Source organism: Alteromonas sp. CI.11.F.A3 (assembly GCF_032925565.1).
Taxonomy (GTDB): domain Bacteria; phylum Pseudomonadota; class Gammaproteobacteria; order Enterobacterales; family Alteromonadaceae; genus Alteromonas.
This window is the reverse complement of sequence record NZ_CP136708.1, coordinates 1234599-1260328: the sequence shown is the minus strand read 5'-3', so window position 1 is coordinate 1260328 and position 25730 is coordinate 1234599. Positions and strand designations below refer to the sequence as shown.

General features: G+C 43.2%; 23 protein-coding genes and 2 pseudogenes. 15 read left to right on the top strand and 10 right to left on the bottom strand.

Annotated elements, in window-relative coordinates; all coding sequences use genetic code 11:
* Positions 1-128: 128 nt before the first annotated feature.
* Positions 129-1253, bottom strand: coding sequence for a beta-ketoacyl-ACP synthase III (locus R1T43_RS05355; RefSeq protein ID WP_211071665.1), 1125 nt, complete (start codon positions 1251-1253; stop codon positions 129-131).
* A gap of 337 nt (positions 1254-1590) precedes the next feature.
* A complete protein-coding gene (locus R1T43_RS05350) occupies positions 1591-3402 on the bottom strand; it encodes a choice-of-anchor I family protein (protein WP_317353646.1) in 1812 nt (603 codons plus the stop codon).
* Positions 3403-3724: 322 nt separating this feature from the next.
* On the opposite strand from R1T43_RS05350, the gene R1T43_RS05345 reads away from it, so the two are divergent.
* Complete coding sequence (locus tag R1T43_RS05345) at positions 3725-4519, top strand: M48 family metallopeptidase (protein ID WP_317353644.1); 795 nt, start codon at positions 3725-3727, stop codon at positions 4517-4519.
* An 80-nt stretch (positions 4520-4599) separates the two neighbouring features.
* Here R1T43_RS05345 and R1T43_RS05340 read toward each other — a convergent pair whose 3' ends face one another.
* Positions 4600-5442 (bottom strand): mechanosensitive ion channel family protein, encoded by an 843-nt coding sequence (locus tag R1T43_RS05340; protein WP_211071662.1) that lies wholly within the window; start codon positions 5440-5442, stop codon positions 4600-4602.
* 505 nt (positions 5443-5947) lie between these two features.
* Here R1T43_RS05340 and R1T43_RS05335 point away from each other — a divergent pair.
* The 5 genes from R1T43_RS05335 (at position 5948) to ruvX (ending at position 9198) form a co-directional block, all read left to right on the top strand.
* Positions 5948-6112 carry a hypothetical protein gene (locus tag R1T43_RS05335; RefSeq protein ID WP_013782911.1) on the top strand — a complete coding sequence of 55 codons (165 nt, stop codon included), beginning with the start codon at positions 5948-5950 and terminating at the stop codon, positions 6110-6112.
* 147 nt (positions 6113-6259) lie between these two features.
* Complete coding sequence (locus R1T43_RS05330; RefSeq protein WP_211071661.1) at positions 6260-6988, top strand: 16S rRNA (uracil(1498)-N(3))-methyltransferase; 729 nt, start codon at positions 6260-6262, stop codon at positions 6986-6988.
* Between the two features lie 212 nt (positions 6989-7200).
* Complete coding sequence (gene gshB / locus R1T43_RS05325; protein ID WP_317353636.1) at positions 7201-8154, top strand: glutathione synthase; 954 nt, start codon at positions 7201-7203, stop codon at positions 8152-8154.
* A 50-nt stretch (positions 8155-8204) separates the two neighbouring features.
* Positions 8205-8771, top strand: a complete 567-nt coding sequence (locus tag R1T43_RS05320) for a YqgE/AlgH family protein (protein WP_317353633.1) — start codon at positions 8205-8207, stop codon at positions 8769-8771.
* Positions 8764-9198 carry a Holliday junction resolvase RuvX gene (gene ruvX, locus R1T43_RS05315; protein ID WP_057789897.1) on the top strand — a complete coding sequence of 145 codons (435 nt, stop codon included), beginning with the start codon at positions 8764-8766 and terminating at the stop codon, positions 9196-9198. The genes R1T43_RS05320 and ruvX overlap by 8 nt, the downstream gene beginning before the upstream one ends.
* 354 nt (positions 9199-9552) lie before the next feature.
* Here the strand turns inward: ruvX and R1T43_RS05310 are convergent, their stop codons facing one another.
* From R1T43_RS05310 to R1T43_RS05300, 3 genes are read right to left on the bottom strand one after another with little or no spacing between them, the layout of a single operon-like run.
* Positions 9553-9867: a DUF2007 domain-containing protein gene (locus tag R1T43_RS05310; protein WP_317353629.1), complete on the bottom strand. Its 315-nt coding sequence runs from the start codon at positions 9865-9867 to the stop codon at positions 9553-9555.
* Between the two features lie 5 nt (positions 9868-9872).
* Complete coding sequence (locus R1T43_RS05305; RefSeq protein WP_317353627.1) at positions 9873-10985, bottom strand: PilT/PilU family type 4a pilus ATPase; 1113 nt, start codon at positions 10983-10985, stop codon at positions 9873-9875.
* Positions 10986-10994: 9 nt separating this feature from the next.
* Positions 10995-12038, bottom strand: a complete 1044-nt coding sequence (locus tag R1T43_RS05300; RefSeq protein WP_317353626.1) for a type IV pilus twitching motility protein PilT — start codon at positions 12036-12038, stop codon at positions 10995-10997.
* Between the two features lie 24 nt (positions 12039-12062).
* Here R1T43_RS05300 and R1T43_RS05295 point away from each other — a divergent pair, with 24 nt between their 5' ends.
* The 6 genes from R1T43_RS05295 to R1T43_RS05270 all read left to right on the top strand — a co-directional run bounded on the left by R1T43_RS05295 (position 12063) and on the right by R1T43_RS05270 (position 18148).
* Positions 12063-12749 (top strand): YggS family pyridoxal phosphate-dependent enzyme, encoded by a 687-nt coding sequence (locus R1T43_RS05295; protein WP_317353623.1) that lies wholly within the window; start codon positions 12063-12065, stop codon positions 12747-12749.
* A gap of 55 nt (positions 12750-12804) precedes the next feature.
* On the top strand, positions 12805-13626 hold the full coding sequence (proC, locus tag R1T43_RS05290) for a pyrroline-5-carboxylate reductase (protein WP_317353622.1): 822 nt from the start codon (positions 12805-12807) through the stop codon (positions 13624-13626).
* Between the two features lie 21 nt (positions 13627-13647).
* Positions 13648-14187 (top strand): YggT family protein, encoded by a 540-nt coding sequence (locus R1T43_RS05285; RefSeq protein WP_013782901.1) that lies wholly within the window; start codon positions 13648-13650, stop codon positions 14185-14187.
* Positions 14188-14209: 22 nt separating this feature from the next.
* Positions 14210-14650: a DUF4426 domain-containing protein gene (locus R1T43_RS05280; RefSeq protein ID WP_317353617.1), complete on the top strand. Its 441-nt coding sequence runs from the start codon at positions 14210-14212 to the stop codon at positions 14648-14650.
* A gap of 276 nt (positions 14651-14926) precedes the next feature.
* Entirely contained in the window at positions 14927-15781 is an 855-nt protein-coding gene (locus R1T43_RS05275) for a transposase (protein ID WP_410549000.1), read from the top strand.
* A gap of 345 nt (positions 15782-16126) precedes the next feature.
* Positions 16127-18148, top strand: coding sequence for an NADPH-dependent 2,4-dienoyl-CoA reductase (locus tag R1T43_RS05270; RefSeq protein WP_317353613.1), 2022 nt, complete (start codon positions 16127-16129; stop codon positions 18146-18148).
* 118 nt (positions 18149-18266) lie between these two features.
* Here R1T43_RS05270 and R1T43_RS05265 read toward each other — a convergent pair whose 3' ends face one another.
* Positions 18267-18602 (bottom strand): VOC family protein, encoded by a 336-nt coding sequence (locus R1T43_RS05265; protein WP_317353608.1) that lies wholly within the window; start codon positions 18600-18602, stop codon positions 18267-18269.
* A 579-nt stretch (positions 18603-19181) separates the two neighbouring features.
* Positions 19182-20198, bottom strand: a pseudogene (locus R1T43_RS05260) (polysaccharide lyase family 7 protein); the annotation flags it as partial.
* A gap of 767 nt (positions 20199-20965) precedes the next feature.
* On the opposite strand from R1T43_RS05260, the pseudogene R1T43_RS05255 reads away from it, so the two are divergent.
* Positions 20966-21226 (top strand): annotated as a pseudogene (locus R1T43_RS05255) (tRNA-binding protein); the annotation flags it as partial.
* 75 nt (positions 21227-21301) lie between these two features.
* Here the strand turns inward: R1T43_RS05255 and R1T43_RS05250 are convergent.
* Entirely contained in the window at positions 21302-21940 is a 639-nt protein-coding gene (locus tag R1T43_RS05250) for a glutathione S-transferase family protein (RefSeq protein WP_317353605.1), read from the bottom strand.
* Positions 21941-22016: 76 nt separating this feature from the next.
* Positions 22017-22793, bottom strand: a complete 777-nt coding sequence (gene yaaA / locus R1T43_RS05245) for a peroxide stress protein YaaA (protein WP_061997874.1) — start codon at positions 22791-22793, stop codon at positions 22017-22019.
* 288 nt (positions 22794-23081) lie between these two features.
* Between yaaA and tal the strand changes: the two genes are divergently transcribed.
* Entirely contained in the window at positions 23082-24041 is a 960-nt protein-coding gene (tal, locus tag R1T43_RS05240) for a transaldolase (protein WP_317353601.1), read from the top strand.
* Between the two features lie 18 nt (positions 24042-24059).
* On the top strand, positions 24060-25709 hold the full coding sequence (pgi, locus tag R1T43_RS05235) for a glucose-6-phosphate isomerase (protein ID WP_317353598.1): 1650 nt from the start codon (positions 24060-24062) through the stop codon (positions 25707-25709).
* Positions 25710-25730: the final 21 nt, after the last annotated feature.

Genomic DNA, 25730 nt, shown 5'->3' with positions numbered 1-25730 from the left:
CCTATTTATTCTCACCTAGCTTTTTTATTGTTCTCGAGGCTCTGTTTTTTAAGCTCTGTTTTTGAGGTTCTGGTGCAATCAGGTGGCGCTGACAGTAAACTAGGTTACTGTCAGCTTGCGCTAAAGGCCTACCGTTTTTTTAGTAACAATGACCCAATTGAATAGCCTGCCCCAAAGGAGCACAACACACCAACATCACCGGTCACTAAATCCTCATGGTTTAAGCCAAAAGCAATAACCGATCCTGCTGACGCCGTGTTCGCGTATTCGTCTAACACGATAGGTGCTTCATCAGCATTAGCATCACGCCCCAACAAACGCTTAATGATCAGCGTATTCATGTTGATATTCGCTTGATGCAACCACCAACGTCTTACGTCAGTTGCCGTTAACTGATGTCTGCTTAAGTGGTTTTCTATATGACTTGCTGCCATTGGGCAGACTTCTTTAAACACTTTGCGCCCTGCTTGATGAAAGAGCTTGTCTGCACCATATGGGTCTACATCTTCTGTGCGTGTAACGTAACCGAAGTTTGAGCGAATGTTGTTGGAGTACTTAGTTACCGCGTTGGTACTCATAACATCGTAACTGTGTTCGCTATTCACGGTATCGGCAGTTTCTAATACCGTGGCTGTCGCAACGTCACCAAAAATGAAATGGCTGTCTCTGTCGGTATAGTTAATTTGCGGTGACACTAATTCAGGGTTGATTACCAATACACACTTAGCATTACCGGCACTTAGCATTTCGTATGCACGGTGCATACCAAACGTGGCAGCAGAACACGCGACTAGCATGTCGAAACCAAAGCCTTCAATACCTAGCGCTTCTTGCACTTCAATTGCAATAGCGGGGTAGGCACGTTGGGTATACGCGCAAGATACAATAACCGCATCAACGTCTTGGGCGGTTTTATTGGCAGAAGCCAACGCCAACTTTGCTGCTTCTACTGCTATTTCTGCTTGGTGAGATAGCGCTTCATCTTCGCGAGCTTCAATTTTTGGTTTCATGCGCGAAATATCAAGCGCGCCTTCTTTTTGGTAAATATACCGGCTTTTAATTCCTGACGCTTTTTCAATGAACTCAGCACTTGAATAAGGTTTTGCAGTAACCTGTTGCGCTTCTATTTCTGCTTTATGCTCTTCGTTATACGAATCAACATACGCATTATAACTGTCTACCAGTTCCTGATTTGTAATACTGCTTTCAGGGTGCCAAACACCCACACCGCTAACAACGATCTGTTGAGACATCTGCATTCTCTTTTTCTAATATTTCTGTTTAAGCCCTACGGCCATGACATAACGAAGAAATAAGATAAGTGAAATCCGACAGACTGTTAGCAGGCAACCACAATCTGTACTCAGACAATTTGAGCGCTACTGCGCTGCACTTATCGTTTCAATGTTAATACGTATAGTTATAGCTTAACTCAAACCATCCCGTATGTAATCACCGCTCGACGATTTACCCTAGGCACAAGATGTACACGATTTTTGCGTAAATAAAAAAACGGCGCCAAGGGCGCCGTTTCATTAAAGGTTTTTAGCTAGCGTTTTTGCTTAGCATTGTCTATCTAACATCTTTCACTTAGTTTTGAGTAATTTGCCATACCGTTACGGTGCCACTAACTTCGTTACCAACAAGTAACAAAGGAACGCCGCTTGCGCTATCATCTGCACTTACAAATACTAGGCTTTCTGGCGCCAAGTCGCCTATAACGTCGGTCGCTACTAGGCCTTCTGTTAAGTCGCGATTGATAATGTAATCTGCAAATTGCACATCGTAAGGGTTAGTTACGTCGTAAACGAATATGCCGCCCATGCGCTCAGTTCCAACAAACGCATAAGTTCTATCGCCAATAACACCAACGGTTAATGCTTCAGGCTCTGGGCCTTTATTCTCAGAGCGCGAATCGCCTGCGTTTTCATCATCACCATTGTTAAACGATGCACCATGAACCGACGCGGTAATACGCTCAAAATCATCACCTGAATCGTAAACCGCTAAGCCGTTTTGATCCCAAATCGTGAATGAACGTGAGCCGTACGTATAAGCTGCGTCATACTCACCGTTTCCATCCACATCACCCATCGCGCTAGTGACAAGCAAATTATCTGCTTCCCCAGTCGCTTGTAAGTCAGCAAGCTCAGAGTTCGCTTCTGCCGTTAAGTCTTCAACCTTAACTTCATCGGTGTAAGCTAAACAGCCATCGTCTGCATCAAACGCTAATCCACCTTCACTTAGGCAGGTTGCTTCATCAGCAGAATCAAAGAAATATTCACGTGCGTCACCTTCGTTAGCAGTGACAATGAAAGTGGCATCTTTCCACGAGTAATTGGCAATCGTATCGGGCTGATACACACCGTAAAGGCCATCATACTGACCAAAACTCACGCTGCTATCTTCTTGAATATCAATATTCAAATCAGACCAGCTTTTCACACCTAGCCCAACAATTTCTACCGTTAGTTCTTCAAGATCGAGAATCGCTAAACCGTTATTTTCTTGTAGGCTCACGTACGCAACATCATTAGTCGCCGTGATATATTCTGGTTCTAAGTCTTGAGCCACAGTAGTAGCAATATCAACGCCTTTGATCGTACGGCCAGTTGGATTAGGGAACATCATTCCCTGCGCGACTAAGTCGTCTTGAGTGCTGTTAAAGTCCGTAAAGCTTACAGAAGTTGCTGTTTCTTCAGGCTCACCACTTGCAAGAATATTAATTACCGAGATAGAACCTTCTGGGTCAACCGTATAATCATCTGAAGGCTCACCTTCGTTAGCCACCAATACTTTTCCGCCATCTGGCGTAAATGTCACCATGTCAGGTAGGGCGCCAACAACCACAGAATCTAAAAATACCGGTGCAGAAGTGTCTAAACCATTATAGAAAAGTACGTAGCCGTTATCGGTTTTCACGTCAGCGGGTACTGCAACAGCCATTAGGTCACCACTAATTGCAATACTAGTAAGACTTCCTAACGTTACGCCGTCAATATCAGCAGGTAACGTAATATTACTCACCGTAAGGTTGGTAGTATTAATTGGGTCGCTCATTGCAGTAGTGGTAACTGTATCAGCAGCAATAACGGCTATAGCGTTGGTATCACCGTTAGTGGCATAAATAGTTTGGGTGTCAGCATGATATTGCACGATTTCTGCCGACGTTAGGTTACCCAAAAAGGCACGGGCAACAACGTCAAGAGAAACACCTAACGATGCATCGCTACCGTCAACACCATCGGCGCCATCAGAGCCAGCTTCGCCTTGCTCCCCTTGAGGACCTTGAGCTCCTGTTTCACCCTGTTCACCATCGTCGCCATCTAGACCACAGCCAGAAAGGGCCGCTGAGATAAGTAGCGCTAAGACGCCGTATTTGAATTTTGACTGCGCAGACATTTGATTTCCTTTTTATCATGTTGTTACGCCAAACCTCAGCTTGCCAAGAGGGCTACTAAATTCTCGCCTTCAGCGCGGGAACGAACCTATGACATACAATGTAGATTTAGCTATTATTTTTAATTACATCTGTATATAAGCTAGAGCCAGTGTATGACACAAATATTAATTTGGCAAAAGGGTAAATTTACAAATGAATAACACCCCGATTTGTAGTATTAATAGAAGCTAATATTGGTCTGCTCTTGCGCACTATACGTAACAAATATAAGAGTTGTAATTCACTAATATTTCTCTATTTCGCGACAACAAGGATTAAAATATGAAATTGAGGTTTACCGCATCAATCGCCGCAGTAGCCCTAGCAGTGACAGCTTGTGCTACATCGCCTACAGGTCGTAATCAGGTACTCTTATATTCTGAGTCTCAATTGGCAGAAATGGGCGACCAAGCATTTAGCGGAATGAAAGAAGAACTCAAAATTTCAAACAAAGCAGTTCAAAATAGCTATGTTGAATGTGTGGCAAATGCCATCACCGCGAAAGTCCCTACCAGTGTGTTCGATGGTACATGGGAAGTTGTGGTTTTTGATGATGATCAAGTTAATGCCTTTGCTTTACCTGGAGGGAAAATTGGCGTTTATACCGGATTATTAAATGTTGCTGAGAACCAACACCAGCTTGCGGCGGTTATCGGACATGAAGTGGGTCATGTTATTGCAGAACATGGTAATGAGCGTATGTCTCAATCCACGCTTATCAATATGGGCACCCAAGCAGCAGGTGCAGCTTTGGCAATGAACGAAGTATCTCAAACTGCCCCTATCATGGCAGCCATTGGTTTAGGTTTACAAGTTGGAGTTCAACTACCATTTAGCCGTACCCATGAGTCTGAAGCGGACGTTATTGGCCTTCAACTTATGGCGATGTCAGGCTTTGACCCTCGTCAATCTGTAAACTTATGGCAGAACATGGATGCAGCAAGCAGCGGCGAACGTCCTTTAGAATTGCTTTCTACTCACCCTGCCCCGCAAACGCGGATCAGTAACTTACAGGCAAACATGAACGCTGCGTACACTGATTATCAGGCCACTGCGTATAGACCTAACTGTGGCTAGTTATTAGCCGTCGCCAACGTAAAATAGAGCCAAAAAAAACGCCACATCAACGTGGCGTTTTTGTATCAGAGAATAAAAAATTATTCGCTGTCGTTTTTGTGAAGATGAACATCCATTTGTGGGAATGGAATTGAAATACCTTCTTGGTCGAAACGTAGTTTAACTTGCTCAGTGAAGTCGAACTTAACGCCCCAGAAGTCAGACGCTTTACACCATGGACGAACCACGAAGTTAACGCTGCTATCAGCCAATTCAGAAACAGCAACAGTAGGTGCTGGCTCGCTAAGGATACGCTCATCAGCACGAACCATTTCATTTAGAATTTCTTTTGCTTTACGTAAGTCAGCGTCATAACCAATACCAACAACCATATCTACGCGACGTGTTTCTTTCGCCGAGTAGTTAGTAATGTTGTTGCTGTAAATGCCACCGTTAGGAACAATAATTTCTTTGTTATCAGGTGTAGTCATAGTGGTAGTAAAGATACCAATCTTGTTGATAGTACCCGCAGTACCTGCAGCCTCAACAAAATCGCCTGATTTGAAAGGCTTGAATACAAGAAGCATTACGCCAGCAGCAAAGTTCTTCAAAGAATCTTGCAGTGACAAACCAATAGCTAAACCTGCAGCACCTAATATTGCAACAAGTGAGGTTGTATCAACACCAAGCTGGTTTAACGACGCGACAATAACGAACAACATCAAAATAGCGCTTATTATGGCTTCTAAGAAGTCCACCAACATTGCATCGTACTTTGATTTTGCCATTAGACGGCGGAATAAAGATAGAATGAATCCTACAACGATTCGACCAATAACGTAGATGACAATCGCCATGGCAATATTAATGCCCCATGGAATTGCATAATCGTTAATATAGCGTTCTACATCACTTGATGAGAATAATGATAAATTTTCTTCCATAATTTTGTCCTTGTTTTATCAAACATAATAAAGCTGAAATAAGGTAGCAGGCTTTTAGAATTACGCCAACGACTTTGAATCACAAACAGCCATTTTAGGTCAAAAGTCTAATATTTACGTGGCCTACAGCGTATAAATGTTATCCTAAAGTCGACTTTTTTCCTGCTAATTTTTTCTTCACAATTTCACTCGAGCTGTTTAAGCGTATTGTCGTAAATTCGTCATTAGGGTGTCATTTAAGCAACCTAATCTCAATATCTCGTCATGTTAGTTAGCAGAACAGAAAAGCACATTAGCCATAACGGACTATCGAAAAATTTTACGAGAACTGATGATTTTTTAGTCCAATTAGTGTAAAGTTTTCCGTCAAAATAAGCAGGATGCTTTTTATAGACTGCAAAGCGCTGAAATACATTCAAAAAGAATGTGAACCGGATATGACGTTAGCAGGTATTGCTATTGTCAACTTTGTACAGCTTAGCAAATAGAATAAAAGGAATAATCTATGTTTTACTTTATATTACTGGCAATTATCGTAGCAGCATTGTTCTTGTATTCTTTAAGAACAGATAAAGGCGAACATACCAAATATGCACGAAAGGACGGGCAAGCAGTACCTCCTCATCAAAACGAAACGCAAAACACCACTTCAACACCTTCGGCAGCTTAACTAGCCCTAGTACTATTAAGGCTACCGTAAATCTCGGCAAAAATAGCTTTTTACAACGCATTGTAGCGATTTTCAGCTACGATGCGTTGCATCCACTTGCTCTAGCCACGTATCATATCCACATTATCCGCCATTTTTAGTTTCCCAATGCGCATACCAAGAATTTATTACCCCAATCCAATTCCTCTTGAAGAAGAATTTCAGTTAACTGAAGAAGCTGGTCATCACATTGCCAGTGTGCTTCGTTTGAAAGCGAATCATCCCATCGTACTGTTTAACGGTGACGGTAATGAATACAGCGCACAGATAATTAATGCTCAAAGAAAAAAGGTTTTTGTAGAAGCAGATGCGTGTTTATCGTTATCCAAAGAATCATCGCTAAATATTCATTTAGGCCAAGGTGTATCTAAAGGTGACCGAATGGATACGGTTCTGCAAAAAAGTGTAGAGCTTGGTGTTACCGAGATCACGCCTATTTTAACCGAGCGGTGCACCGTTAAACTAGATGAAGCCCGATGGGAAAAAAAGCTGATTCAATGGCAAAAAATCATCATCGGTGCGTGCGAACAAAGTGGCAGAAATACGCTTCCCTCGCTGAACCCACCAATTGCGCTTAACAAATGGTTATCTGAGTCGACCTCGAGTTCACGGTTAGTATTGGCGCCGGGTGCAGAAAAGCCGTTAGCGAGACAGCCATATAATACACAAGGTTTTCGACTATTAATTGGCCCTGAAGGTGGACTTTCCGAAGGCGAAATTCATCAAGCGAACGAAAGTGGTTTTACATCATGCAGTTTAGGACCTCGAATACTACGTACGGAAACTGCAGCCATTAGCTGTATTAGTATTCTGCAAGCCCAGCACGGCGATTTTTAAGCGATCAGTTTACGCGAGCTTTACAGGTTAACTATTAGAGAGTTTGGTTTTTCCAATACTTGATCTAAATGCTGAGTGCCCCCACTTAGCATTTAGTGGTATTCATACCAGAACCAACTTCGACATATATAATGCACCAACAGCCAACTATCGCAATTAATGCGTAACGCTGTTGCCAATTTATCTACCTTTATCAAAGAGTGAGAACATACATGCAATACACCCTTGGCGTGATTATGGATCCTATCGCGGTGATTAAGCCGCATAAAGACACCAGCCTAGCTATGATGCTTGAAGCCCAGCGCCGTGGCGCAACTGTACTGTATTTCGAACTTAAAGATATTTATATCAATAATGGCAAACCAATGGGATTGGCTAGAACCATCACCGTGCGCGACCAAGCGACTGACTTTTACACCCTAGGTGAAGAGCATACTGTTTCACTTGGTGACATTAATGCGTTGCTTATGCGTAAAGATCCCCCCTTCGACAGCGAATTTTTATACGCTACCCATATTTTATCGCTTGCCCAAGATGAGGGCGCGCTGGTTGTAAATAATCCGCAAGCGCTTCGAGACTACAACGAAAAATTGTTTACCTCCTTGTTTCCTGAGCACATTCCTAACACGCTGGTAACTAATAATCAGAAGCTTATTCGTGAATTTCATGCCAAGCATCAAGATATTATTTGTAAGCCTTTAGATGGTATGGGCGGCGCTTCAATTTTCAGAGTGAAGCCAGATGGAAATAACTTAGGCGTAATCATTGAAACGTTAACCAACTTGGGAAAACGTTACATGATGGTTCAAGAATACTTGCCACAAATTAAAGATGGCGATAAACGTATTCTAATAGTAGATGGTGAAGTGGTTCCTTATTGCTTAGCGCGCTTACCGACTAAAGGGGAAACCCGCGGTAATTTGGCTGCAGGCGGAACGGGCAGACCCCAAGAGATCTCAGAAACCGATCGTGCGTTGGCTGAAGCCGTGGCTCCCACGTTACGAGATAACAATATTTTATTTGTTGGGTTGGACGTGATTGGCGAAAAAATCACAGAAATAAACATTACTAGCCCAACCTGCGTAAGAGAAATAGAGGGACACTATAATATTAATATTATGGCCTCGTTATTCGACGCAATTGAAAAACGCCTGGCAAACAAGTAGCTAAGTAGCGTTTAGCACTAACAGTAGTTAAGTGAGAAGTAGAGGAAACAATGACAGAACTGAAAAGTTTACAAAACCACTTTCTAGTAGCGATGCCTTCGCTAGATGACCCGTATTTTTCTCGCTCTCTCACTTATATTTGCGAACACAATAAAGACGGTGCCATGGGGCTGGTAATCAATCAACCTTCAACCATGAACTTGAAAGAGCTGCTCGAGCAAACCGACAAAGACTTAACCGTGGCGGAAGATAAAGCCGAGCAAATTATTCTTGCTGGCGGACCGGTGAGTCAAGAGCGAGGGTTTGTTCTGCATTCCAGTCAAAGTGGCTGGGACTCAAGTTTGAACTTATCGCCTGACGTTATGATTACCACTTCAAAAGATATTTTATCCGCAATTGGCACTAATACAGGGCCAGATTCATCTATTATCGCGCTAGGTTATGCGGGCTGGACTGCTGGGCAACTTGAACAGGAAATGCAAGATAACTCATGGCTAACTATAGAGGCCGATGACGAAATTTTGTTCAACACGCCTATTCATAAAAAGTGGCAAGCAGCGGTTAATAAACTTGGGGTAGATGTGTGGCAACTTGCACCAGGAGCTGGGCATGCCTGATATTGGTAGCAGAACAGTACTAGCGTTCGACTTCGGCACAAAAAGTATTGGGGTAGCAGTTGGACAAGAAATTACCGGTACAGCGTCGCCGCTTGCAGCCCTTAAAGCCCGTGATGGTATTCCAGATTGGAATGTAATTGAAAAGCTGTATGAAGAATGGCAACCACACCTTGTGGTGGTTGGTTTACCATTAAATATGGATGGTACCGAACAAGAAGTCACCCAGCGCGCTAAGAAATTCGCTAACCGCTTGCATGGTAGATTCAAAGTAGCAGTGGATTTATGCGATGAAAGGCTTACCACCACAGATGCAAAATCTATGTTGTTCGAACTTGGCGGTTATAAAAAGCTAACTAAGGAAAAAATAGACAGCGTATCGGCCTGCGTGATTTTTACTAGCTGGGTTGAAAACCAATACGGCGACTAGCTACTCGCCGTTATCTGAACACCCACCTTTTCTGTTAGCTCGCCGTTATCTGGACACTCACCTTTTCTGTTAGCTGGACACCCACTTCTACTAACTGGACATCCACTTATTTAGGCTTTGATTAATGCGTCATATTTACCACTTGGACACCCACCTTTTAAAAGGTTTGGAATTCCTTTTTTAACATGCCTTCTTTTAAGACACCCACTCTTTTTACAGCCAGCTTTTAATAACTAAGCCAGAGGCCGTCATTGCAAGACAGCCACATTTTCAATTATGAATTAATCACTACCTATTGGACACCCACAGTTCCAATTACAAATTAACGAATAAGTAAATCAGCAATCTGTAACGCTAAGGTCTACTTTCTCCGCACTTCCAGCAGGTATCAAAAGCTTCACCATTAGGCTCATCACAATTACTACACACCCATGGAAATTTTTCGGCAGGTTCGTGGCTGTCCATTAAAGAACTCACAACCTTATTGGCTCTGGCAGACCAAGATTCATCAATTAGCCAAAGTTCAGGCTGTGATTCTTGCCATGGCAGTTCCCCCATCGCCCCACCTGCAAATTCGTTTTTCACTAGGTAAGGTATAGAGAGCGCATCGAGTTCACTTTTTACCGACTGCAGCAGGAAAGGGTCGGAAGACATAAAAAGTTTAATCAAGTGTGTTAGTCATCCATATCTATCGAGACATTCGACAATGTGCCTAGGCTCGACCCATCATTAGAGTCTAGTTTTATCATTAGGCGTAAATCATTGGGAGAATCCGCATGATGTAAAGCTTGGTCTAAATCAATACTGCCTTCACGATACAAATCGTACAGCGCCATGTCAAAGCTTTGCATGCCTAACTCTTTGCCCTTTTTCATGGCTTCTTTCAAGCTACCTATTTCATTACGTTGAATAAGGTCGCTCACCAACGGAGAGTTCAATAAGATTTCAATGGCCGCAACCCTACCCTCTCCATCTTTGGTTGGCAGGAGTTGCTGCGCCACAATGGCTTTTATATTTTGGCTTAAATCGAAGCGTAACTTGTCGTGCTGATCTTTTGGCGCTAAGTGCATAATACGCTCAATGGCTTGGTTAGCATTGTTGGCATGAAGTGTCGCCACACACAAATGCCCCGTATCAGCAAACGACATGGCGTATTCCATTGTCTCCATTGAACGAATTTCACCAATAAGGATGACATCCGGCGCTTGTCGCAATGAGCTTTTTAACGCATCGTCAAATGAATGAGTATCTATGCCTACTTCACGCTGAGTTATCACGCAAGATTGATGCTCGTGCACAAATTCGATTGGATCTTCAATGGTTAAAATATGCCCAAAAGAATTACTATTTCGATGGCCAATAAGTGCTGCCAAAGAGGTTGATTTACCGGTACCAGTACCACCTACAAAAAGCACCAAACCGCGTTTTGACATAATGATATCTTTTAGCACCGAAGGTAACCCCAGGTCATCGACCTTAGGAATTTCGGTCACAATACGACGTACCACCATTCCGGCTTGATCTCTTTGCCAAAATGCTGAACAACGAAAACGCCCTAGGCCTTCTCGTACAATGGCAAAGTTACATTCCTTGGTAGTATGAAAAGCCTCTTTTTGCTTTTCATTCATGGCCTCATGTACAAGTGCTAATGCGTCTTCATCACTAAATGAATTTTCCGAAATGGGTGTAAGCTTACCGTGCACCTTCGCGCTGACGGGAAAGCCCGCGGTAACGAATAAGTCAGAAGCAGATTTCTCTACCATTTTTTCTAAAAAGCTATCTAACATTACCCGTCCTTAAAAATTACTCATCGATTGCTTGTCTTTCGATTTAGCAGCGGCGTCTTCTTTAGAAATTGCACCTAATGCCAACAAGCGTTGTAAACACTGATCCATAGTTTGCATACCCGTAGCTTGCCCCGTTTGAATAACGGAATACATTTGAGGCACTTTATCTTCACGGATAAGATTTCGAATTGCTGGAATACCTACCATGATTTCATGCGCTGCTATTCGCCCTCCCCCCACTTTTTTTAACAGGGTTTGAGAAATTACAGCTCTTAGCGATTCAGATAACATTGAGCGCACCATCGCTTTTTCTTCGGCGGGGAATACATCGATAATGCGGTCTATTGTTTTAGGTGCTGAATTAGTATGCAAGGTACCAAATACTAGATGCCCCGTTTCCGCAGCTGAAATGGCTAAGCGAATAGTTTCTAAATCACGTAATTCACCCACTAATATCACGTCCGGATCTTCACGTAATGCTGAGCGAAGTGCGTTACTAAAAGAGTGGGTGTCTCTATGCACTTCACGTTGGTTTATCAAGCTCATTTTATTTTCGTGCACAAACTCGATAGGATCTTCAATAGTGAGAATGTGCTCACGCTTGTGCGAATTGATATGATCAACCATCGCGGCAAGGGTTGTACTCTTACCCGACCCCGTGGCGCCAGTGACTAGAACAATTCCGGTAGGTTGGTTGATTATTTCTTTGAATATTTCAGGCGCACCTAAATCATCAAGCGTAAGAACCGTGTTGGGGATAGTACGGAGCACAGCTGCTGCACCGCGATTTTGCACAAAAGCATTTACACGAAACCGCGACAAGCCACTAATTTCGAATGAGAAATCGGTTTCCAAGTTCTCTTCGTATTCTTTACGTTGCATGTCATTCATTATTTCATAAATAAGTGCATGCACTTGTTTATGATCTAATGCGGGTACATTAAGCTTACGCATTTCTCCGTCTACGCGGATAAGAGGTGGCAGACCTGCTGATAAGTGCAAATCTGACGCTTTATTTTTAACGCTGAAAGCCAAAAGTTCGGTAATATCCACAACAACTCCTCAAAAAGGTGAATAATGCAAACAATAGCAGAAAGACTCAATAGTGCACGACAGGATGTGAGCCTAGCTACTGCCAACGCTAATCGTCCACCAAATTCAGTTAAATTGCTAGCCGTGAGCAAAACTAAACCGGTATCGGATATTATGGCAGCGTATGAAGAGGGACAACGTACATTCGGCGAAAACTATATACAAGAAGGTGTAGATAAAATACAGCAACTGTCTGCACTTAGTGATATTGAGTGGCATATGATAGGCCCCATTCAATCGAACAAGACAAAAGTAGTCGCCGAGCATTTTGATTGGGTTCAATCCGTTGATAGGGAAAAAATAGCCCGTCGTTTGAATGACCAACGCCCGGCAGAGATGGCGCCTCTGAATGTGTGTATTCAAGTGAATATCGATGATGAAGCGAGCAAATCTGGTGTAAAACCTGAAGAGGTCGACGAACTAATACGCTTTATTAGCCAGCAAGACAAGCTTTGCTTACGTGGGCTAATGGCAATTCCAAAAGCGAACCCAGACAGCCATGAACAAGCGCAAAGCCTCGGAGCTTTAAAGGAATTGTTTGACCGATACCATACAAACTTGACCAATTTTGATACCCTGTCCGTAGGAATGAGCAGTGATATGCAAAGCGCCATCGCTCATGGGTCTACCATGGTAAGAATTGGCACTGCTATCTTTGGCTCACGAAACTAGTTCCTACTATTTTTACTGAACGCTGTTCGTTTTTTCAACTTACAATAGGATTCATATGCAACAAAAGAAATTGGCATTTATTGGCGCGGGCAACATGAGCCGCAGCATCATTAGTGGTTTAATTCAGTCTGGCTACGATAAGACACGCATCTTAGCGAGCAACCCGTCTACTCCGAAACTCGATAAGTTAAAAGAAGAATTCGGTATTCAAATTACCCAATCTAATGATGAAGCCTGCCAGTTTGCAGATGCTATTGTGCTAGCCGTGAAACCCCAAATGATGGGTGATATGTGCGCAGACCTTCAGCAAAAAAACGATTTATCTGGCAAGCTATTTCTTAGTATTGCAGCTGGGTTGCCCGTTTCTCGTTTACAAGAAATGCTAGGTGGTGAATATCCGGTTGTTCGTATTATGCCGAATACACCAAGCCTACTTGGTAAGGGAATGTCGGGCATGTACGCAGATAATACCGTGTCAGAAGACGACAGAACTTACGTTGATGATGTGATGAATAGCGTAGGTGAAACGGTATGGGTTGAAGAGGAAGATGGAATTAACGGCGTTATCGCCGCGGCTGGCAGCAGCCCAGCTTATTTCTTCTTGTTTTTACAAGCCATGCAAGAGGAAGCCATAAACATGGGCTTTGATAAAGCCCAATCCCGTTTGATGGTACAACAAGCTATGTTAGGCGCTGCTGAAATGGTTTGTCACAATCCTGACCTTGAATTAAGTGAGCTTCGTGCCCAAGTTACTTCTAAGGGCGGCACCACAGCGGCGGCAGTCAATACCTTAATTGATCAAGGCATGAGTGATATCGTAAGTAACGCGATGCGCGCTGCGGTAGCTCGCGCTGAAGAAATGGCAAAACAGCTTTAACGTTTTTAGGAACATCAAAACATGAATGCAACGGTTTTTCTGGTAGATACACTATTTGGTTTGTATTTAATGGTGGTTATCTTACGCCTATGGTTGCAACTGGTTAGGGCTGATTTTTATAACCCTATGAGCCAGTTTATTGTAAAGGCCACGCACCCTATCGTGGGGCCGTTGCGCAGAATAATCCCTTCGATTGGCCGCTTCGACACGGCTACCTTCGTGCTAGCGTTAGTTGTTGCGGCGTTGAAAATAATTACGCTTTCACTGATGGTTGGTGGGAGTTTGAATCCGGTAGGTATTGTAATTGTTGCACTGATTGAAGTAGTAAAAGAAACCCTTTCTATCATGTTCTGGGTGTTAATTTTACGCGCGATTCTAAGTTGGGTATCCCAAGGCCAAACGCCTATCGACTACTTGCTTTATCAACTCACTGAGCCGTTCTTAGCCCCCATTAGAAAAGTTATACCGCCATTAGGTGGTCTAGACTTATCGGTGCTGATTGCCATTATTGGGCTACAGTTTTTACAATTGCTGCTTCAAGACACCTTTAGGTTCTTTTAAGCTGAAAATGTTGGGTGAAAACATGAAAAAAATCAGTACGTTATTTTTTGGTCTATTGGGTAGTTTATTACTTATTATAAGTAGCTCATCGCACGCCGAGCAAAAGCAACAGCTAGGTGAGTGGGATGTGCATTACATGGTAGTGAGTACTCCTTTTCTTACCCCAGAAGTTGCGGCCTCTTATGGCATAGTTCGTAGTAAGTTTAACGCCCTGGTCAATATTTCAGTGCTAGACGCCGTAACAGGAACCGCTCAACGCGTATCTGTTTCAGGTACTGCTAAAAACTTGATAGGCACCACTAAGACACTCACCTTTAAGAAGGTAGAAGAAGGCGATGCTATTTATTACCTAGCTGTGCTGCCTTTTAGAGACAGAGAAAACTATCGGTTTAGTATTGATGTTCAACGCGGAAATACCATGCAAACCTTGAATTTTAAACAAGAAATGTTTGTTGATGGTTAGGGTTTAGCGTAAGTCCAAAAGCATGAAACATGTGATGTGATTGTGTAAAAACACCAAAGGGCGAGTGAAAACTCGCCCTTTTTTATGCGCGCTAAAAGCTTGGACACCCATCCGAACTATCCTCTTGTTCAGTATATTTAACCTGAAAGATAGCTCAGTATCTTAATCACTATTTTGAGATTGAGCTCACTTATGCCAAGCCCTAGAAAGTCACTAATTTGTTTACAGAACACACCTTACTATCACTGCGTATCTCGGTGTGTGAGGCGAGCATTTTTGTGTGGTGCAGACCGTTACTCGGGGAAGAGTTACGAGCATCGACGCCAGTGGGTTGAAGATAGGCTCATAGCGTTAACGAGCGTATTTTCAATTGATGTATGTGCCTATGCAGTAATGAGTAACCATACCCACTTGGTATTACATGTAGATAGAAACGAAGCGTTGTCGTGGACCACCGAGGAAGTATTAAGGCGTTGGCATTCACTGCATAAGGGCACTGTATTAACCCAGCAATATATGCAGCCCGCACAGCGAGCCTCACTTACAGAAGCTCAGATAACAACCATCATATCGACAGCAAATATATATCGACAACGGTTGTACGATATCAGTTGGTTTATGAGGTTACTTAATGAGTTTATTGCTCGTGAAGCTAACAAGGAGGATGAGTGCACTGGGCGTTTTTGGGAAGGAAGATTTAAATCGCAGGCTCTACTTGATGAAGCCGCATTGGCGGCGTGTATGGCCTACGTAGATTTAAATCCACTACGCGTGGGAATTTCAAAAACGCCAGAAACATCTGAATTCACCAGCATTAAGCATCGAATAGAGGCAGCGCAATTTGGGGTGCAACCAACGTTCCTCAAACCTTTAGTGGGAAGCTCTTCGACAGCTTTAAGGGGGTTGTCGTTTAATTTAGCAGATTACTTAACTTTGGTCGATGAAACTGCTAGGCAAATTAGCACTGGCAAACCCGGTTACATGCTCCCCAATGCCTCGCCAATTTTACAACGTACCGGTTTATCGCAAATAAACTGGAATCGTATGGTCATTGGAATTGAAGATATCTTTTCGAACTCTATTGGCCTTTCAATTGCCCAGCGAAAGCTAGCCCTCTCTAGAACGGGTTAATATCACCTAAATAGATCAAATTCATTAAAATAGCGTGCAGCCAGGTGCACTGAAATCAGATCAATCACAAGTTTTTCTTAATATTTGCCACACTTAAAACTTTTAGTTTTAAGTGAGTATTCGCTGCACCCTTTTGCCTCACCAATGTTCGGTATCGATCCTGAAAACCTTAATTTACCTATGTCGTAGTGCTTAAATTTGTGCTTAAAACTATGGGTGTCTTAACAATATCTTCGATTTTTTATAGCTCAATCCTTTACCCTCAAAGCATACTGGTAAATAATCTTAAGATACTGGTCGGGCAAGTTTGTGGCTGTCCGAATAAAAATTATAACGAGAATAACCATGACCAACGCATACCCTCACTTACTTGAGCCCTTAGATCTTGGCTTCACCACGTTAAAAAATCGTACGTTAATGGGCTCTATGCATTTAGGCCTAGAAGAAGAAAAAGGCGGTTTTGACAAGCTTGCAGCCTTTTACGCAGAACGAGCTAAAGGCGGCGTCGCACTTATCGTAACGGGTGGGATTAGCCCCAACATTTCAGGCTGGGTAGCTCCTTTTGCTGGCAGAATGACAGCCAAACGTCATGCTAAGAAACACAAAGTAATTACTGAAGCCGTGCATGCTGAAGGTGGTAAAATTTGTATGCAAATTTTGCACTCTGGTCGTTACGGTTATCATCCGCTTGCAGTATCTGCTTCCCCTATGAAATCTCCAATTACGCCGTTTAAACCTCGCGCCTTATCCTCAAAAGCTGTGACATCCACAATTAAAGATTACATAAGTTGCGCGGCCCTTGCGAAAGAAGCTGGCTACGATGGCGTAGAAGTGATGGGCTCTGAAGGCTATTTAATTAATCAGTTTCTAGTGAAGCGAACTAATCATCGAGATGATGAATGGGGTGGGTGTCTAGAAAACAGGGTGAAAATAGCAGTTGATATTGTCAAAGGTATCCGTGAAAAGGTGGGCACTGATTTCATCATTATTTATCGTCTATCAATGCTGGATTTGGTTGAAGGTGGCGCAAAATGGGATGATGTTGTTTATCTTGCAAAAGAGATAGAAAAAGCCGGTGCTACGCTTATCAATACAGGTATTGGTTGGCATGAAGCACGTGTGCCAACTATCTCTACTTCGGTGCCGCGCGCTGCATTCACATGGATAACCCAGCGGATGAAAAAAGAAGTATCACTACCGCTCGTTACCACTAACCGAATTAATACACCTGAAGTGGCGGAAAGTGTTTTAGCCGACGGCCATGCCGATATGGTATCTATGGCACGGCCTTTTTTAGCCGATTCTCAGTTTGTAGCTAAAGCGATGCGCAATGAGTCCCAGTTAATTAATACTTGTATTGCGTGCAACCAAGCATGTTTAGATCATGCGTTTGAACAAAAGCGTGCTAGTTGTTTAGTCAACCCTCAGGCCTGCTATGAAACAGAACTTACCTTTACTCCGGTAACGCATAGTAAACAGATTGCAGTGGTGGGGGCTGGTCCTGCAGGGCTTGCATTCGCTATGTATGCTGCTGATAGAGGCCATAAAGTCACCCTATTCGACAAAGCAAGTGAGCTTGGTGGGCAATTCAACTATGCGAAACAAGTACCTGGAAAAGAAGAGTTTTACGAGACTATTCGCTACTTCAGCAATCAACTCGAGCGCACCGGCGTTACAGTAGCACTTAATACCGATGTTACCTGTGAACTTCTCACTGAAAGTGGTTTTGACGAGGTTGTATTGGCTACGGGTATTAATCCTCGAAAGCTAACTATCGATGGTGCAGAGCATCCAAAAGTCATGAGTTATATCGATGTGCTGCGCGACCACAAACCTGTGGGGCAAAAAGTAGCTATCGTTGGTGCGGGCGGCATCGGGTTCGATGTAGCCGAGTATTTGGTTGAAGACAAAGAACTGTCGCTCAACACTGATAAGTGGCTGTCTCATTGGGGGATTGATAAAAACTATACCAATGAAGGCGCACTCACTGAGAAAAAATATACTCCATCAAGTCGAGAGGTATTTTTACTGCAACGCAAGACGTCTAAAGTTGGCAAGGGCTTAGGTAAAACGACAGGCTGGATCCATCGCCAATCATTGAAGCTTCATAATGTACAAATGGTAAATGGTGTAAGTTACGAAAAGGTTGATGATGAAGGTTTGCATGTACTAATAAATGACAAACCTAAATGCTTAGCCGTAGACAACGTTATCGTGTGTGCGGGACAGGAACCGTTCAAGCCTTTGCAGGCTCCATTGGAAGCTGCCGGTGTGAGTGTCCACATTATAGGTGGGGCAGATGTTGCCGCTGAACTAGACGCGAAGCGAGCTATTCGCCAAGGTGCTGAGCTAGCTGCTAAAATTTAAAGATTGGTACTTAAGGGTGGGTGTCCCAGTTTAGTTGTGTCCCAGTTTAGTTTTATAAAAAAGAAGGGAAACTAATTAGCTTCCCTTCTTAATATTTCTCATATTTCTTAAATGTTTACTAAAATTGGTCGAACATAATAGTGTTGCCGTCTGGGTCTTTCACCACACAATGCCCCGGCCCTTCTTCGCCTTTGACTGGTACATCTATTTCAATGCCTTTGTCCATTAAGCGCTGCTCGAGTTCGCGCACGTCAGCGGGGTTGAAGGTTAAAACATTGCCTTCAAACATGCCCTCGAACAAACCAATCATGGTTTGCCCACTTTTCATGATCACCCATTTTTCTTCCACCGAACCGCATGACGGCATAGCCTCAAAACCAAGTGTTTCATAAAACGTCTTCGAGATGGCAATGTCACTGACCGCTAAACTTAACGAAAAAAGCCCAGGTTGCACTGTGTTCTCCTAAGAACCTAACAGAATGAATTACATACTGTAGATAAGTGCACGAGCAAGATCACGGCAATTGGTCGCAAAACGTTCAGTTTTTACGCTTGCTTAGTGCTGCCACTCTTTCGTCAGCACAACTGCTTCGCCGCCCTCTACCTTCACTTCTTTGCGAGACTCCTTCCCTTGGCTGTTTACAGCGTAAAACTCGTAAACAGTTATGCCAGTGCCATGCTGAATACTTTCAATAATGCGTTTGGCTTCGAAATCAGGTGAAGATTGTTTTAATGCCCCACTAACATTCTCAGGCAACTGCGACCACACAATGTCTCTTTGTACTTCAACTACTTTCCATTCGTCAGCCACTTGTAGCATATCAAACTCAATTTCTCTGCCGTCGGCTAATACACCTTCAACATCAAGATAAGTCTTGCCATGTTTTAGCTCTTTTTCCACTTCATTTACTGTAAAAGATGGCTCAATAGCTTTGATAGCGGTTAATGCATTGGCTGGAACCTCACTAACACTCATACTTACTTTTTCGTTTAGCGTGGCACCAATTTTAGCTTGTTCACCATGATTAGTTTTTGGCGCAACGCTCTCCCCTACTTCTAATCGTGTGAACGTCACACTGGCGTAATCGCCATTTGCTTTATCTTCTTCCCAGCTGCCTGTACCTAAACACGCCGGATACCAGAAACCTGGATCGTCTTTAGTACTACATTGGTTATAGGCACCCGCTTTAAAGTAATTCCAATCTAGAGTGTAACCGTATGGATGGTCGTGTTCATCGAGGTTACCGTAAGCATCTACAGCATTGGCGAGGTTGATTTTGTATTCAACGGTTTCGTGACCTTCAGCTTCGAAGGTTAAATACATCACATCACCGTGCACATTCACTACGTAGCTCAGTGCTTCGCCCAAAGCTAGTCCAGCTTCCCCTGGATCTTCAGGGTTTGTCCATAAGTTGCCCCACACTGGGTAAGCTATATCTCTTCGATTAGCATCATCTTTTGGAAGGTTTCTTTCGTAAGTCCAAAATACCGAGCCTTTTTCATGGTTAGGCCATTTTTTGTAATAAATTTTAAGCGGCTCGTTCCCCCAACCAAAACCTTTTACCTTTTTCTCCCATTTGCTGGCATGTATCTGACCAATAACTACGGAATAAGCTGGCGCTTTTTCAGGATATTTCGCACGTAGAGCAACATGATTTACTTTTAACGTAGCTTCCATCTTGCCCCCTACTCGTCCGAAGCGTTTCGCTATAGGGTTACTCGCTACAGTAAAGTTGTTCTTAGGAGACTTAGTTTTAATTCGTGTGCTTTTTCCGCGTAACATATGGCGCAGTTCACTTCGCGTATTACTTGAATTCGCGGTTGTCAGCGCTTTGTTTGGAGACGTGAAAACCATACCGCCCTTTTCGTCTACGTAAAAAAAGTCAGGATGGGAAAAATCTTGGATGTCTTTAACTGAAACACTATCCGGCTTCCCATCATTATTTTCATCAGTCGGCAACGTAATGTTCCACTCACTCAAATCAAATTTATCAGCGGGAACGTCATCCGCAATAGCACCAACACTGAATACTGAAAGTAGGAGCAACATAGCCGCATTGCTACGACTTACTCGTTGAGGAAAAGCTCTCATAAAAAACCTCTGTAATAATATGTTAAGCGTACTTCTTATGCGGTACTTGCTTGATACGTACCTCCTCCGTAAAAACAACCCATGGCATTACCAATAAACCATCACGGTCGCTTTTAGGAGCAGATTTAAAATACCAGAAAACATTACCAACCAAGAATTAATGTAATACCAATTTAACATTCAAACAATTTAATTACAAAATACTTTCATTTCATTCATTTGATTGTGGAGAACGATTGCTCAATATGTAGTGGTGAAATGTAAAGGAGGGTTCGATATTAAAAATATGTGTGGGTGTCCATTTTTGAGCCCATTGGTGAGATTCTTAATGTGAGCCCTGTATTTGTGGATGTTTGGGAGTCAGCCACTAGCCAAAAAGGATGGGTGTCCGATTTCAGGACTCGATTTCAGGACTATGAACGAACCTAGCTTAGGTAGACTCGTAAATCTTCCAAATATGTGGGTGTCTATAAATTGAATTGCGAATCTGACAGCACGTAGGATATCGAAAAGGTGGGTGTCCATGAACGAAACAATTTTGCAATTAGTGTCTATTTACCCACTAATTACGGCTTATCTGCAACTTAGTTGTTGGCGACAGCCTTTATGCTGGCTTGAATAAGCAATTAGGCAGAAACTAGGAGGATGTGATGGACACTATTCCGTGGCAAGACTTTGATATGGTTGAATCAAGAACAGGAACTATTATTTAAGTCAGTGATTTCCCTGAGGCTCGTAAGCCAGCTTACAAACTACTTATTGATTTTGGAGAGGATATTGGAACCCGTAAATCCAGTGTCCAAATAACTGAACACTATTTAGCTGAAGAATTGTTGGGAAAGCAAATTGTGGCTGTAGTTAACTTTCCGCCCAAGCAAATAGGCCCATTTTTGTCAGAATGCTTGGTAACAGGTTTCTATCGTGAAGATGGTGTGGTGTTAGTCAGCCCCGACAAGCCTATGCCTAATAGCGCAAAACTGGGCTGACTATTTAACCGCAGGCTAACTCGCTCTACATCGACTATCAAAATGAGCGACCAACATCTGACTCATAAAGCAGTCTTAAGCATCAGCATTAGACAACTGTGCCATCTCTCTACGCCATGCTTTTTCATAAGCTGGGCGAGATAACACCCTTTCAGCGTACGATTTCACATTGTCGAACTTAAGATCAAGGTCGCTACCTTTAGCCCATGACAATACTTGGGCTGTCACAATGTCAGCCATTGTGAATAAGCTTCCGCACACATACTCTTTGTCGTTAAGAAGTAGCGAGAAAGCCGTTAACGCTCGATCAAATTCCCATGCCGCTGTATCTTGCATTTGGACAATACGATGCTGCTCAGGTAAAGCGAAGGTATGTTTTGCTTTACTCCACAATGGCTGCTCTAATTCAGTAACAGCAAATACCATCATTTGCTCATACAGTCCGCGAGCGAAAGTACCGGGTGCAGGTATAAATTCTTCCATTGCGTGCTTTTCAGCTAAAAAAGTAACAATGGCTGCCGACTCGGAAAGCGCACCTTCCTCAGTGACTAATACAGGAATTTTAGTGGCCGGGTTAAGTGTTTTAAACGCTGACCCCAGATGTTCACCGGCTTTTAAATTCACCACCTTGTACTCGTAAGGTAAGCCAATTTCTTCTAAAGCCCATGCCACCCTCACCGAGCGAGTTTTCGGGTATCCATAAAGTGTATACATTGCGTGCTCCCCGTTTAAAAATACTTCAATTTAACAGCATAAAGCCATATTGAAACCAAAACGCGGTGCAAACAACTTATGCGTCTTGGCGACGTAAAAAGACTAACTCAGTGGCTGTGCTTTGTGACTCGCTATAAACATAACCTTCACTATCGAAAGCCTGCAACCCTTCCACATCACTCACTTCGTTTTCAAGAATATATCTTGCCATTAATCCACGAGCTTTTTTGGCAAAAAAGCTGATGATCTTATATTGATCGTTTTTATAGTCTTTAAAGACGGGTGTAATCACCATACCTTCAAGTTCTTTTTTCTTAACGGCCTTGAAGTACTCATTAGAAGCAAGGTTCACTAAAACGTTATCACCCTGCGCTTGCATGGCGTCATTTAGAACCTGTGTAATGCGACTACCCCAAAACGCATAAAGATCTTTACCTTCAGGGTTAGCTAGCTTGGTACCCATTTCTAAACGGTATGCTTGCATTAAATCTAATGGGCGTAACAACCCATAAAGGCCTGACAAAATTCGCAAGTGGTCTTGCGCATAGCTCACTGCTTTATTACTTAATGTATTAGCGTCTAGCCCTGTGTATACATCGCCATTGAATGCGTACATGGCTTGTCGCGCATTATCAGCAGTGAAAGGGGTAGAGAACTCAGCAAATCGATTAGCATTAAGTGTGGCTAATTTATCACTAATTTTCATCAATGAAGAAAGGTCGGCTGGCGAAAGGGTACGACACACTTCCATCAAACGCTCAGTGTCTTGAAGCATGGTAGGCTGCGTGAAATCATCCACCTTAATGGGGGTTTCAAAATCTAGGTTTTTCGCTGGGGATACTACAACTAACATCTTCGACTCCTTATCTTTTTCTGGCTTCATTATACCACTGTGAAAAAGTTGAGGTTGAATTTACCGTTAAAAACCCTTAAATCAAGTTAACAGAGAAATCCGATTAGCCAGTATTTACCGTGTCTGCGCTATAAATTGTCACACGGGTTTGGTATAACTATACCCAAATACGCAAACGTTTGAATCTATCAAACCGTTAAGCCCTACATACGCGAAAGCGAACCGCTTTACGCGAACTGCCTTTCTGGCAATTCGTCCGAGTTTTTTAATTTAAGATTAGAGAGAATTATGAGCAACCAGCTAGCTTCGTTACGTGAGATCACCACGGTTGTTGCCGACACCGGCGATATCGACGCAATCAAAAAATACCAGCCAGTAGATGCAACAACTAACCCATCATTGTTGTTAAAGGCCGCCAGCTTGCCTCAGTATGCCAGCCTAATCGACGACTCAGTAGCATGGGCTAAACTACAATCATCTGATAGCGAACAACAGCTTATTGATGCATCAGACAAACTTGCTGTTGCTATTGGTAAAGAGATTTCAGATTCTATTCCAGGACGTATTTCGACTGAAGTAGATGCCCGTTTATCATTCGACAAAAATGCCACGGTAGAAAAAGCTGAGCGTCTTGTTCAGCTTTACCAGGATGCCGGCATCGATAAGTCACGCATCTTAATTAAGATGGCATCTACTTGGGAAGGTATTCAAGCAGCTGAAATACTTGAGAAAAAAGGCATACAGTGCAACCTAACTTTATTATTTAGCTTCGCCCAAGCACGTGCTTGTGCCGAAGCAGGCGCATACCTAATTTCACCGTTTGTAGGCCGTATTCTAGATTGGTACAAAAAGTCGACCGGTAAAACTGAATATTCTGCGGATGAAGATCCAGGTGTAGTGTCGGTTACCAGTATTTATAACTACTACAAAGAACATGGTTACAACACGGTAGTGATGGGCGCAAGCTTCCGCAACATTGGCGAAATTCAATCGCTAGCGGGCTGCGATCGCCTAACGATCAGCCCAGCTTTATTAGAAGAACTTGCCAATGAACCTGGCGAGCTTACTGTGAAGCTTAAAGATAACGGCGCGACAAAAACTCCTGGCGATCGTCTGACCGAGTCTGAATTCCGCTGGGAAATGAACCAAGATGCTATGGCAACAGAGAAATTATCTGAAGGTATCCGCAATTTCGCAGCAGACCAAGACAAGCTTGAAGTGATGCTTCGTGAAAAGTTAAGTGCATAAACCATAGGGAATTAGTAAATGAGTACACTGACATCATTGCCACAATGGCAAGCACTTAATCAAATTGCAGCGTCGATAAAAGACGCACACATGCGTGATTGGTTTATCGCCGATCCTAAACGTGCTAAAAAAATGCAGTTAGAAGCGTGCGGCATTTTTCTTGATTACTCTAAGAACCGCGTAAACGAACACGCGTTAGGTGCACTGTTTGATTTAGCCCGTGCGTGTAAGCTAGATGAAGCCCGCGACGCCATGTTTAACGGCGAGCAAATTAACAGCACTGAAGGACGAGCGGTTCTTCACACGGCACTACGTAACTTTTCTGATTCACCTGTCATGGTTGATGGCGAAGACGTTATGCCAGAAGTACGTGCCACCCTTGATAAAATTCGCGACTTCACGGCATTAGTTCACAGTGGCGAGCACAAAGGTTACACAGGTAAAGCTGTGAAGCATATTGTTGCTATTGGTATTGGGGGTTCTTTTCTTGGCCCCAAAATTATGACTGAAGCCCTGAAACCTCATACGGTTGAGACGGTTAAGGTTCATTTTGTAGCGAATGTTGATGGCTGCCATATCCATGATGTGTTAACTAAACTCGATCATGAAGAAACCCTTGTTGTGATGTCTTCTAAGTCATTCACTACACAAGAAACGTTGCAGAATACCCTTTCTGCCAAAGCTTGGTTCTTGAAATCTGGCGGTACGCAAGAAGATATCGCGAAGCACTTTGTTGCCGTGTCTTCAAACGTAAAAGCAGCCACTGAATTTGGAATAGCAGAAGATAACATTTTCCCTATGTGGGATTGGGTTGGCGGTCGCTATTCGTTGTGGTCAGCCATTGGGTTGCCTATTTCATTAGCTTTGGGTTTTGATAACTTTAAAGGCTTACTTGAAGGCGCGTTCGACATGGACACGCACTTTAGAACAGCACCATTAGAGCAAAACCTACCTGTACTACTTGGCCTCTTGGGCGTGTGGTATCGTAATTTTTTCGATGCGCAATCTCAGGTGCTATTACCTTATTATCACTACCTTCGTGGCCTACCAGCTTACGTACAGCAGCTTGATATGGAAAGTAATGGTAAACAAGTCACTCAAAGTGGCGAAGTGGTAGATTACGCTACAGGCCCTATTATCTGGGGTAGTGAAGGCACTAACGGCCAACACAGCTTCCATCAGCTTATTCACCAAGGTTCGGGGGTTATTCCCGCCGACTTTATGTTACCACTGAACGTGCCTAACCAAGATGACACACACCATGCGATGTTAGCATCAAACTGCTTTGGGCAAGCGCAAGCGCTTATGCAAGGCAAAACCTTTGATGAGTGTTATGCAGACCTAGAAGGTAAAGGCTTAGACGAAGCGCAGCGCACTCGTTTGGCGGCGCACAAGACGATGCCGGGTAACAAACCTAGTAACACCTTAATGTTTGATAGCCTTACGCCTAAGACACTTGGCGCACTAGTTGCAATGTATGAACATAAGGTATTCGTTCAGGGTGTTATCTGGAACCTTAACTCATTCGACCAATGGGGCGTAGAGTTAGGAAAAGTGCTGGGCAACCAAGTACTAGCAGGCATTCAGGGAAATGCAGAAGAAGAAAGTTTTGATGCATCTACCCAACAATTGATTGCCCGTTTCAGAGCAGCGAATGCACCAAAATAAGGAAGTTCGAGTGAAGTAATC